The 11,185-nt window shown below is 65.0% G+C and carries 12 protein-coding genes and 1 pseudogene; 3 read left to right on the top strand and 10 right to left on the bottom strand.

What is annotated here, in order from left to right; all coding sequences use genetic code 11:
• Window positions 1-151 precede the first annotated feature (151 nt).
• A complete protein-coding gene (locus HTIA_RS02380; protein WP_008527399.1) occupies window positions 152-637 on the bottom strand; it encodes an Lrp/AsnC family transcriptional regulator in 486 nt (161 codons plus the stop codon).
• Between the two features lie 186 nt (window positions 638-823).
• Between HTIA_RS02380 and HTIA_RS02375 the strand changes: the two genes are divergently transcribed.
• Window positions 824-1,504, top strand: coding sequence for a carbonic anhydrase (locus HTIA_RS02375; RefSeq protein ID WP_008527400.1), 681 nt, complete (start codon window positions 824-826; stop codon window positions 1,502-1,504).
• 31 nt (window positions 1,505-1,535) lie between these two features.
• Here HTIA_RS02375 and nikR read toward each other — a convergent pair whose 3' ends face one another.
• Together nikR and HTIA_RS02365 are read right to left on the bottom strand one after the other, a co-directional pair.
• On the bottom strand, window positions 1,536-1,964 hold the full coding sequence (gene nikR, locus HTIA_RS02370) for a nickel-responsive transcriptional regulator NikR (protein ID WP_008527401.1): 429 nt from the start codon (window positions 1,962-1,964) through the stop codon (window positions 1,536-1,538).
• A gap of 114 nt (window positions 1,965-2,078) precedes the next feature.
• A pseudogene (locus HTIA_RS02365) lies at window positions 2,079-4,024 on the bottom strand (enoyl-CoA hydratase-related protein).
• A 271-nt stretch (window positions 4,025-4,295) separates the two neighbouring features.
• Here HTIA_RS02365 and cysE point away from each other — a divergent pair.
• Together cysE and HTIA_RS02355 are read left to right on the top strand one after the other, a co-directional pair.
• Entirely contained in the window at window positions 4,296-4,847 is a 552-nt protein-coding gene (gene cysE / locus HTIA_RS02360) for a serine O-acetyltransferase (RefSeq protein WP_008527404.1), read from the top strand.
• A gap of 51 nt (window positions 4,848-4,898) precedes the next feature.
• Window positions 4,899-5,471: a DNA-3-methyladenine glycosylase family protein gene (locus tag HTIA_RS02355; RefSeq protein WP_008527405.1), complete on the top strand. Its 573-nt coding sequence runs from the start codon at window positions 4,899-4,901 to the stop codon at window positions 5,469-5,471.
• Between the two features lie 28 nt (window positions 5,472-5,499).
• On the opposite strand, the gene dnaJ is transcribed toward HTIA_RS02355, so the two are convergent.
• From dnaJ to HTIA_RS02320, 7 genes are all read right to left on the bottom strand, one after another.
• The gene (dnaJ, locus tag HTIA_RS02350; protein WP_008527406.1) at window positions 5,500-6,663 is read right to left on the bottom strand and encodes a molecular chaperone DnaJ; all 1,164 of its coding nucleotides are present in this window, start codon (window positions 6,661-6,663) and stop codon (window positions 5,500-5,502) included.
• Window positions 6,664-6,937: 274 nt separating this feature from the next.
• A complete protein-coding gene (locus HTIA_RS02345) occupies window positions 6,938-7,633 on the bottom strand; it encodes a competence/damage-inducible protein A (protein ID WP_008527408.1) in 696 nt (231 codons plus the stop codon).
• Between the two features lie 98 nt (window positions 7,634-7,731).
• Entirely contained in the window at window positions 7,732-8,490 is a 759-nt protein-coding gene (locus HTIA_RS02340; protein WP_008527409.1) for a DUF5803 family protein, read from the bottom strand.
• Window positions 8,487-9,176 carry a DUF2110 family protein gene (locus HTIA_RS02335; protein WP_008527410.1) on the bottom strand — a complete coding sequence of 230 codons (690 nt, stop codon included), beginning with the start codon at window positions 9,174-9,176 and terminating at the stop codon, window positions 8,487-8,489. Before HTIA_RS02335 ends, HTIA_RS02340 begins: the two co-directional genes overlap by 4 nt.
• Window positions 9,176-9,700, bottom strand: a complete 525-nt coding sequence (gene tfe / locus HTIA_RS02330) for a transcription factor E (RefSeq protein ID WP_008527411.1) — start codon at window positions 9,698-9,700, stop codon at window positions 9,176-9,178. The genes HTIA_RS02335 and tfe overlap by 1 nt, the downstream gene beginning before the upstream one ends.
• A 150-nt stretch (window positions 9,701-9,850) precedes the next feature.
• Window positions 9,851-10,387 carry a tRNA (cytidine(56)-2'-O)-methyltransferase gene (locus tag HTIA_RS02325; protein WP_008527412.1) on the bottom strand — a complete coding sequence of 179 codons (537 nt, stop codon included), beginning with the start codon at window positions 10,385-10,387 and terminating at the stop codon, window positions 9,851-9,853.
• Between the two features lie 43 nt (window positions 10,388-10,430).
• The gene (locus HTIA_RS02320) at window positions 10,431-11,087 is read right to left on the bottom strand and encodes a DsbA family protein (protein ID WP_008527413.1); all 657 of its coding nucleotides are present in this window, start codon (window positions 11,085-11,087) and stop codon (window positions 10,431-10,433) included.
• Window positions 11,088-11,185 lie beyond the last annotated feature (98 nt).

Raw genomic sequence — 11,185 nt, 5'->3', positions numbered from 1 at the left:
CTGATGACAGGCGACTCATACTGCCGGCTGTAACAGACTGACGGAATTCGCCACCCGGTGTGATGCATATCTGTACGAACGTACAGCCGGCAGTATCAAGAGCAGGGCTTTGGGGCGACTGGGGTCGAGAGTCGGACGTCGAAGACGTCGTTCAGGCGTCGTCCCCGGTCGACGTTTCAGGGTCGAACCGGCCAAAAGGGGTGGTTTCGTGGGTTCGAACGAGTACCTCGTCGGCGACGGTGAGCCCCATGTCGAGCAATTCCTGGGCGACGGGCGTGATGTCGCTGTCGGACTCGCCGACCACGGTAACGAGTAAGTTCTGTTCGCCGGTGACGAGTTCCTGGACGGAGACGACACCGTCGATGGCCAGGATGTCCGAAATGAGTTCGCCGCGTTCGGGGATCGAGGCGGTACAGTAGAGCAACATCCGGAGGGGGTAGCCCGACTTCTGGTAATCGACGCGTGCGCTGTAATCCTTGATCACGTCCTCGGATTCGAGGCGCTGGATTCGCTTGCGAACGGTGCTGTCGGAAGTCCCGGTTCGCTCCGCGATGTCCCCCGAAGACAGGTTCCGGGCGTCCTCCTGGAGCGCGTACAGAATCGCCGTGTCCACGTCGTCGATTTCCCGTTCGACCATACGGACGTTTCCACGAGGAAGCTACTTACCTTTGTGCGTTGATCGCTGCTCGAACGCAGGCACTCGTCGACCTGAGATTGCCCACGGGCACGCCAATTCGATCCCAGGACAGCGATTCTGAATCGGCCCGGTCGAACCGATCGGAAAATCTCAACGCCTAAATCATCGGCAGGGTTCTGGCTGCGTATGCGGGACGTCTTCGTGTCCATGCTCGCCGGCAACGACGACCACGCGCGCGCATTCGACGATCAGTTCGACGCCGTCCAGGACGGCCAGCGGCCGGACGCCGTCACCGTGACCTGTTCGGACTCGCGCGTCCTCGCCGATCACGCCTGGGGGAACGCTCGGCCGGGCCACCTCTTTACTGTCAGCAACATCGGTAACCGCGTCATCCAGCACGTCGACGGCGAGGCCGTCGTCTCGGGTGACGTCCTCTATCCGATCGAACATACTGGCACCGAAACGGCCGTCATCGTGGGCCACACCGGCTGTGGCGCGGTCACCGCGACCTACGACGCCCTGACTGACGGCCTCTCCGAACCGCCGGGCATCGAATACTCCGTCGGGCTGCTCGTGCCTCACCTCCGGGCGGGCGTCGAGGCGCTCCCCGAGGAGCTGGAGCGCGAACGGGCAATCGACCACCTCGTCGAGTACAACGTCGACCGACAGGTCGAGTTCCTCCAGAATAGTCCGGACATCCCCGAGTCCGTCGACGTCGTCGGTGTCGTCTACGACTTCCAGGACCGCTACGACGGCCGACGTGGGGAAGTCCACGTCGTCAACGTCGACGGCGAGACCGATCCCGAGGTGCTGAAGGCGGAGTACCCTGCTATCAGCGATCGGATCGAGCGTCTTTGGGTGTACTGAGTGCTGTGCTCTTCGATACGTCGTCGCCGCGTCAGGCCGACTCGATCATGTGCTCGATACTGTCAACGGGCGTGACCGAGTAGTCGACCGTGAGCGTGTCCTGGATCGCCCGGATCTGGCCGACGAACTCGGAGATGTCTGTGAGTTCGCCTTCCAGAACGAACACTTCCATACAGTAGGCGTCGCTGACGTGACTGTGGAGGTTCGCGGTCACCAGCGAGTCGTGGCTGTGACGCAACGCCATCAGGCGCTGCTCGACGCTGGTCGTCTCGTAGTTGAACACCACGGTCACGAGTGCGATCAGGTCGCGCCCCTCGAGACGCTGGTCTTCGAACTCGCCCATCAGGTTCCGGGCAGCCTCGCGGACGACCTCGCTGCGGCCAGTGTACCCGTGTTCGGACGCGAACTCGTCGATGCGATCGAGCAACTCGTCGGGCATCGAGACGCTGACGACGGCCATATGTTAACTGCGGCCGGTCGAATAATAAGGATTGGCAACCCAGTCGACGTGGCTGGCGGTCAGCTACGGCGACAGACAGTGCCCAATGCTGGGGATAGCTCGGGGACGAGACGGTCACTCGCCGCTGAATTCCGGATCGCGGTCCTCCTGGAAGGCGTCGATCCCCTCCAGCAGGTCAGCAGTGTCTCGTAACAACCCGAAGGCCCGTGATTCGATCTCCAGACCGGCCTCGATGTCGTCCTGGCCCCTGTGCATCGCGCGCTTGGTCAGGTTCTGGGCGATCGGCGGGCCAGCAGCGAGATCGGCAGCGAGTTCGTCGACGCGATCCTCGAACTCGCTCTCCGGGAGCACCTCGTTGAGGAAGCCGTACTCGGCCATCGTGGCCGCGTCGAAGTGATCGGCGGTGAAGATGACCTCCTTCGCGCGCCCTTCGCCGACGATCCGCTGGAGGCGCTGGGTGCCGCCCCAGCCGGGCATCAGGCCGAGGTTGTGCTCAGTCTGGCCGAAGACGGCGTCCTCGGTCGCGATCCGGAGGTCTGCATGGGTCGCCAACTCCATCCCGCCACCGAGACAGAACCCGTCGATCGCGGCCAGGACCGGCATCGAACACTCCTTGACGGCCGCGAAGGTCTCCTGACCCCGCTGGGAGAGTTCGGCGACGTCGACGGCATCGCCCTCGGTGATCGCCGAGAGGTCAGCACCTGCCGAGAACGCCCGGTCGCCCGCGCCGGCGAGGACGACCGCTCGCACGTCGTCGTTCGCTTCGAGCCCTTCGATCGCGTCGGCCAGTTCCTCGAGCAGCGTAGGGCTGATCGCGTTCATCCGTTCGGGCCGGTCGATCGTGACGCGGCCGACGCTGTCCTCGACATCGACCAGCAGCGTCTCGTAGTCGGCGTCGCTCATGCGCCGAACCCTCCCGTTTCGGCCGCCGTGCGGAGAGATTCGGCGGCGACGTATCGCTCTGCACCCGTGTCCTCGTGGGCTGCGTCCAGCGTCTCGACCAGCGTCTCCAGTCCGGCTGCCTCGAAGAGGGCGACGGGCCCCTCGGAGAAGCCAGCGCCGAGCCCCATCGCCTGGTCGATGGCCTCATTCGTCGCCACGTCCTCCGCCAGGAGCGTGGCTACTTCGTTCGCCATGGCCGCGAGCAGTCGGTGTTCGACGTCCGTACGTGGGTCGACAGCCTCGTAGTCCACACCGCCGTCGTCGTAGTCGTAGAACCCTTCGTCGGTCTTGCGGCCGAGGCGCTCCTCCGCGACAGCTCGCTCGAGTAGCGGTGCGGGATCGTAGGCGTCGCCCACGACATCCTGGAAGTGCTCGAGGATGTGCAACGTGACGTCGTTGCCGATCTGATCGCTCAACTCGAAGGCACCCATCGGCAGTCCCAGCGACTCGGTCGCGGTCGCGTCGACTTCCTCGACGGTCGCGAGGTTGTCCTCGACGAGCCAGGCGGCTTCGTTGAGCATCGGGATGAGAATCCGGTTGACGATGAACCCTGGTCTGTCCTTGCGGACGCGGACCGGCGTCTTCCCGAGGTCTTCGGCGAGTGTCTCGATCGTCTCCAGGATCTCGTCGTCGGTGTGTGCCCCCCGGATGACCTCGACCAGGTCCATCCGGACCGGCGGGTTGAAAAAGTGCATCCCACAGAACCGGTTCGGACGGTCGGTAAGCTCTGAGAGGTCCGTGATCGAGAGGCTGGAAGTGTTACTCCCGTAGATCGCGTGGTCGGGGGCGTACGCGTCGACTTCGGCGTAAACCTCGGCCTTGATGTCCATGTCTTCCGGGACGGCTTCGATCACGACGTCGGCGTCCGCGACGGCGTCCTCGACCGGGACGACCGGTGTGACTCGCTCGCGGGCGGCGTCGGCCTCCGCCTCGGTGATGTACTCCCGGTCGGCCATCTTCTCGAGGCTCCAGTCGATCTGGTCGTATCCATTCTGGACCAGTTCCTCGTTGATGTCCCGGAGCCTGACTTCGTATTCTGCGAGTGCCGCCACTTCGGCGATCCCGTGTCCCATCGTTCCCGCACCGAGTACGGCGATCGTGTCAATATCTGCGGTCATTTGTCGATCAATAGTAGGACTGAGGGAGGGATAAATTTAATTATAGATGATTATTCACGTTCGATTGATTGTCGTGCCGTTCAGTGCCGATCCAGTGGCTGTGTCTGGCTGTAGAGCGGTCGAAGAGGTCCGGTAGATACTCACCTGTTCTGATAGATTTAAGCCGGTTGGCGCACTAGCTGTCTCAACTGTGACTGGACCAAAAGGGACAGCTGACTCGTCCGCGGCCCGGGCGGGCTGAAACCCGTATGCCGGTCACTCTCTGATAGGTATGCTCCAGGCAATACTCGACGACGTTCGCACGGCCAAAGCGAAGGACCCGGCGGCCGAAAGCACCGCCGAAGTCCTGTTGACCTACTCCGGACTGCACGCTGTCTGGCTGTACCGACTCGCGCACGTGCTCTGGGAGCGGGATCTCCACCTGATAGCACGCGTCGTCTCGCAGTTCGCTCGGTTTCTGACGGGCGTCGAGATCCATCCGGCGGCCGACATCGGCGATCGGCTGTTCATCGATCACGGCATGGGCGTCGTGATCGGCGAGACCGCCGAGATCGGCGACGACGTGCTCATGTACCACGGCGTCACGCTCGGCGGGAACTCCATGCGCCGGAAGAAGCGCCACCCGACCGTCGAGGACGGCGCGACCATCGGCGTCCGGGCCTCGCTCATCGGCGACATCACGATCGGCGAGGAGGCGACCGTCGGGGCCGGCGCGACCGTCTTAGAGGACGTCCCCCCAGGCGTGACTGTCGCCGGCGTCCCCGCCGAACCGATCGACGACGAAGTCGCCGTCGAACGGTGTGTCTCGCCGCCCCAGGACTGATCGGCGTCACGTTTCGCAACCAATTTCTCTGCGCCCTGGCTTCCCTCGACCGTGAGCGACCCCCACGATATCCTCCGGGACGACCCTGGCATAAAGCCACTGGTCGCCGAGCACGGCGAACTCACGCTCGAGCCCGCTCGGGACCCCTTCGAGCGACTCGTCGTCTCGATCGTTCGCCAGCAGCTCTCGATCGCGTCAGCCGACGCCATCCGGGAGCGATTGTTCGAGCGCTTCACCGTCGAGCCATCCTCGCTACGGGCTCCCTCGATCGACGCACTGGCCGACGTCGGGCTCTCAGAACGGAAGGCCGAGACGATCCGCAACGTCGCCGTCGCCTTCGAGAAACGCGGCTACTCTCGGGATTATTTCGCCGAGCACACAGACGGCGAGGTCGTCGCCGAACTGACCGAGATCACCGGAATCGGGCCCTGGACGGCGAAGATGTTTCTGGTCTACGGGCTGGGACGCGAAGACGTCTTCCCGGTCGAGGATCTGGGGATCCGAAAGGGGATGTGGGCCGTTTTCGACGACGAGATGGACCGGGCCGCGATGGTCGAACGGGCCGAACGGTGGCGACCCTACCGGTCGATCGCGTCGCTGTATCTCTGGCGCGTCGTCGATTGACGCGGACCGCCGCGCCACCGCGTCACCGTCACAACGAACGCTTCAGCCGGTCGAAAAAGCCCTGTTCGACGTCGATCTCCTCGCCGCTGGCCTCCGCGAAGTCCTCGAGCGCCTCGCGCTGGTCCTCGTTGAGGGATTCGGGCGTATAGACCTGGACCGTCACCAGCAAGTCGCCCTGCCCGCGCCGGCGCAGGCGAGGCATCCCCTTGCTTTCGAGGCGGAAGGTCTCGCCGCTCTGGGTACCGGCCGGGACGTCGAACTCCACAGCACCGTCGAAGGTCGGGATCTCGATCGTATCGCCGAGCGCAGCCTGCGGGAACGTGATCGGCGCGGTGTAGCGGAGGTCGTCGCCGTCGCGCGCAAAGTCGTCGTGATCCTCGATCTCGACCTCGATGAGGAGGTCGCCGTTCGGCCCGCCGTTCTCGCCGGGCGCGCCCTCGCGTTCCATCCGGAGAGTCTGGCCGTCACGGATGCCCGCCGGGACGTCGACGCTGAGGGTCGCCTCGTTTCGCACCACGCCGTCGCCGCCGCAGGTCGAACACGTCTCCTCGTAGAGGGTTCCCTCTCCCTCACACCGCGAGCAGGTCGTCGTCTGCTGGACGCGGCCCATCGGCGTCCGCTGGACGCGCGTGACCTGGCCGCGACCCTCACACTCGGGGCAGGTCCGCGAGTCGGCGTCTGGCGGATGTCCCTCGCCGTCGCAGTCGGGACAGGACTCGGGCCGGGTGACGGTGAACTGCTTCTCGACACCGTCGTAGGCCTCTTCGAGGTCGATCGAGAGGCGCGTCTTGAGATCCTGGCCCTGCCGCGGTCGATCCCGGCGTCGGCCACCGCCACCACCGCCGAAGAACTGGTCGAAGATGTCCTCGACGCTCCCGAAGCCCCCGCCGCCGAAGGGATCGCCACCGGCGCGTCGACCGCCGGCACCGCCTCTCCCGCCGCGGTCGTCGAAGCCACCGCGCTTTTCTGCCTGTTCGAAGCGCTCGTGGCCCATCCGGTCGTAGGCCTGCCGTTTCTCGTCGTCGGTCAGGACTTCCTTTGCCTTCTTGGCCTGCTTGAACTTCTCTTCTGCGTCGGGGTCGTCGCTGACGTCCGGGTGGTACTGGCGTGCCTTCTCACGGTAGGCCTCCTGGATCTCCTCCTCACTCGCATCCCGGGAGACACCGAGTACGTCGTAGAAGTCCTCGCTCATTCGTTAGCCGTGGATAGGCGATTGAGACACTTCAAAAGACCGGGTTGGGGATATCGCGGGAACCGGTCGCGAAGCCGACTGTGCCGGACAGTGAGTTCCGGCACGTGCTGTAGCAGCGCTTCCTTTTAAGTGCCGCGGGGTGGTAGATCGCGTCATGCTCACGCCGCTTTCCGGGGCAGTCGATACGACGCTGATCAACGTCGCCGGCGCAGTCGTCGGACTCGGCAGTATCGTCCTCGCGCTTTCGTGGTGGCGGTATCTCGCCCGGTGACACTCACACCGAGTCCGCCAGCTCGACCCGCTCGCGGAGCCACGCTGTCGCGCGTTCGACTGCGTCCTGATCCCGGCCCGAGAGTTTGATCCGCACTGTCTCGCCGGGATAGCTGCCGACCGTCACCTCGAAGCGCTCGTCGAGCGTCTCGATCCGATCAAGCAGGGCGCTCTCGGGTTCGTCGACGTGGACGACCTCGACGTGTCGATCCGCACCCGAGAAATCGTCGGCGACCGCCTCGAACATCGCTTTCATCTCAGCAGGGACGCCCGGGAAGACGTAGACGTTCGCGAGCACGCATCCCGGTGCGACCCCTTCGCGATTGGGAATCATCCGGGCACCGGCTGGAATCGCGGCCGTCCCATCGGCGAGATCCTCGCGAGCGTACTCCCGGTGTTCGGCGAGCCAGTCGAGCGCGGCCTGGTCTTCGACGAGGGCGACGTCGAAGGCGGCGGCGACGGCGTCCATCGTCACGTCGTCGTGCGTCGGACCGATCCCACCCGTCACGATCACCGCGTCGTATCGCGTCCGGAACGCCTCGATCGCCTCGGCGATGTCGGCTGTTCGGTCGGGTACGACCGTGATCCGCTCGACGTCGACACCGCGGTCGGTCACCTGTTCGGCGAGCCAGGCCGCGTTTGTATTGACGGTGTCCCCCGCGAGAATTTCGTCACCGACAGTGAGCAACGCCACGCGCATACTGCGATTGGGCACCCGGCGACCAAAGAGGTGACGCCTGTTCGGTTCGTTTCAGGGAGACGGCCGCGCCATCGTCTCGATTTCAGTAGCGCGCTGGCCTACCGCATCCCTGGCGGTGGACCGCGGTCCCGCGGGTCGTCTTCGTCCTGGTCGACGTCCAAACCAAGTTCCTCGCGTTCCGTACGGAGTTTGGCGATCTCCCGGCGGTAATACACCAGTCCGAACGCGCCGACGACCAGCGCGATCACGACGATCCCGCCGAACAGCAGGAGGTCGCGCTCGAGGTACGTCTGAATCGTGATCAGGTCTCGGTCGATCGAGTTCCAGGAGATTATCGTGCGATCCCCGACCCGTCCGGTCTCGTAGTCGCCGGGCACGACTCGCGAGAAGACCGGCAGGCCGACGCGCTTGTTCGGCGGCAACGCCACCTCGTGGGTCCCCTCGACGAGGACTCGCGTCCGGAAGTCAGAACCGGACCGCCGGGCCGTGAACGCGACCGTCCCGTTCGAGACGGGCGGTTCGAGCACGACTTCCGAGCGCCCCGTCGACACCTCGTACACCGAGTCGTTCGCCACCGTCCCGTTGGGATACCGGAACTTGAGTCCCGAAATCGGGATCGCCTGTCGCGAGCCGAGTCCGTCCGGCAGGAACAGTTCGAGAGACTCGCGGTCCTGGATATCGACGACAGCCGTGTAGTTGCCGGCGTAGAGCCGGTAGGACGCGTTCGCGTCTGCCTCCCAGTCGTAGGTGGCGTTCTCGGCGAGGTCGGCGTCGCTGACCGGCGAGAGACAGCCCGCTAACGCGAGCAAGCCGACGAGACCGACGATTCCCAGCAAGAGACGCGTTCGAGCGTTCATGGCACGACAGCGAGCAGTTCGGCGGGGAGGTACTCACCCACGCTGGCGAGTAGGCCGGGCGGATCGGTTCCCTCCCGGCAGACGACGCTCTGTTCGAGCAACCCGAGGCGCTCGACGGTGACGATATCCTGTGCGTGGCCGGCGCGGTTGAGCGTCGCCCGCACCTCCGCGCGGGTTGCGCTGTTGACGTTGAGTCGTCCTTCTCGCCGGGTCCACTCGTAGAGGCGGTCGCGCTCGTCGTCGGCCAGTCGGCCCGTCGGCGGCGTCTCACCGTCGCCGTCGGCGAGACAGACGAACCGGAGCGGCAGGTGCTGGACGAGACCGAAACGCGTCCGGATTTGTTCTGGCGTTCCCGGTCCCAGCCCGATCTCGTCGGCCGGGATCCGGACGGGCCGGCCGGCGTCGAGGACGAACCCGTCGTCGTCCCAGGATTCGAGCGTCCCGACGTACGTCTCTTCGGGGGTGAGATGCGGGGTGATCTCGCCGTACGCCTCCCGCAGGAGGTTTCGGGCCACCGCGGCGTCAGGTCCGGTGACGGTCACCGACGGGAAGTCGTCCTCACGGAGCCCGAGCTCGTATTCGACGTCGAGTTCGCCGAGGTCGTTCGCAAGTAGCGAGCCCAGCGAGTCGAGTGCTCGGTCGCGTGCGTCGCCGTCGACGTAGCACTTGGTTGCGAGGACGACCATCAGGTTTCGATGTCCAGGTTGAGTTCGCTCTCGAGTTCGTCGATGCGTTCGTCCATCGAGTCGATGAGCGCGGTGTTCTCCATCGCTTCGAGCGACGAGCCACAGTCCGGACACTCGAAGCCGTAGTCCATCGCGTCGCCGAACTCGAAGCGGATGCCACAGTTCTCACACAGGTAGAACTCGTGGTCGAGTTCGTACTCCCGACGCTCGTCTAAGGCCGCGTGGAGGTCGTACATCTCCGATTCGAGTTGTTCGGGGATGTTGTCGTACTCGAAAGTCCAGAGATACGTCAACCACCCCGAGTCCTCGTCTCTGAGCCGGCGGTAACTCGCCAGGTCGTTCTCGTAGAGAATGAACAGCGCCCGGCGGACATCGTTGAGTTCCAGCCCGAGTTCCTCGGCGAGTTCCTCGTCGGTGACTTCGCCGTCGGGCGGTGCGGCCGCGACCGGCATGCCCGTCGGTCCCACGAGTTCGTGGAGGTACTTCTGTATGACGGGGTCCTCGAGGTATTCCTCAAAAGCCATTACGTATCCATGGGGCGGTGACTCGTTTAAATTCACCGAACGATGGGCGCGAGCGTGTCACGCCAGTTGAGGGCGCGAGCGTGTCACGCCAGTTGAGGGCGCGAGCGTGTCACGCCAGTTGAGGGGGCCCAGCGCTCGCCACGTCGTCCACTATTCGACGTCCTCGACGCGTTTGCCGGTCTCCTTCGGAATGACGCGCTTCTCTGCGTCCGTCCACTCTCTATCGAGTTCGCGCCCGTCGAACAGGTGATCGAGAAAGACGGCGAGGGCGGCGATCTCGGAGTGGGGCTGGTTGGTCACGCCGAGGTTCCAGTCGGCGCGATCGTACACCTCGAAGGGGACTTTCTCCGCGCCAACGACGACTAACAGCGGCTCCTCGCGATGGCTCGCCCGAATTTCGTCTTCGACGCGCTGGACCGGTTGGCCATACATCGTGAGATGGACGATCGGCCCCTTCCAGGATCGGAGCCGACCGAGCGGCGAGTCGGTGATCTCGACCTCGAAGGGGCCGCCAAAGCGGTCGGTGATATCGTCGATCGTCTCCCGGCGGCCTTCGGCCACAGACTCGAGAAGCAGGCGGTCAGCACCGAGGGCGCGCGCCGTGAGTCCGACGTGGGTCGTCATTCGCTCGTCTCGGCCGGGTCGGTGGCCCAGTCGGAGCACGACGACCGCGGGTTCGTCTTGCATGTCCGGAGAAATGCGACCGAGCGGTTAGCCGGTTTCGGAACGCTCAGCGCTCGGCCTCGATCGCCTGGGCAATCACGTCGGCGGCGTAACTGTCGAGTACGGTACCGTTGACGATCACCGTCGGCGTCGCCTCGACCCCCCGCTGCAGTCCGTACTGTCTGCTCTCGGCGACCGTCGGGTCGTAGCGCCGTTCTTCGGCCGCCGCCCGAACGACCGCTGGATCCGCGCCGACCTCACTCGCCAGTTCCTCGTACAGCGAGAGACCGAGTCGGCCCTGGTTCTCGAACAGGGCATGAGAGAACTCCCAGTAGGCGTCGAGTCCGACCGTATCCTGAACGGCCCGAGCAGCGCTGGGGGCCCGCAGGGACTCCTGAGAGAGCGGCAGCGGGAAGTCGTAATGCTCGTAGCGGATCACGCCCGGTTCGACGTAGTCGTTCACGATGGAGGGGAGGTGCTCGAGGACGTAGGTCGCACAGTGGCCACAGGCGTAGTCCTCGAAGGCAGCGACCGTCACGTCGGCGTCCGGATCACCGCGAACGGGCGTCGGGAGGGTCTCGGTCTCCGGGTCGACGGTGATCGTCGGTATACCGTCGTCGTCGCCGGACAGGGCCGAACAGCCGGCGAGGCCAGCCGTCCCCGCGATCGCAAGCCCCCCGATAAACGCCCGGCGTGTCGACCGAGCAGCGTTGTCGTCAGGCATGTGTCACTGTTCGGACAGCCACGGATGAAATGTCTGTCGTTCGCGGCCCCTTCTGATCGAAAATCTGTCGGCTGAGGAGTCCGTCGCCGTCGTCCGGG

It is taken from the genome of Halorhabdus tiamatea SARL4B (genome assembly GCF_000470655.1).
Classification (GTDB): Archaea; Halobacteriota; Halobacteria; order Halobacteriales; family Haloarculaceae; genus Halorhabdus; species Halorhabdus tiamatea.
Note: the sequence above shows the minus strand (reverse complement) of the source record. Positions and strands in the feature narration are given on the sequence as shown.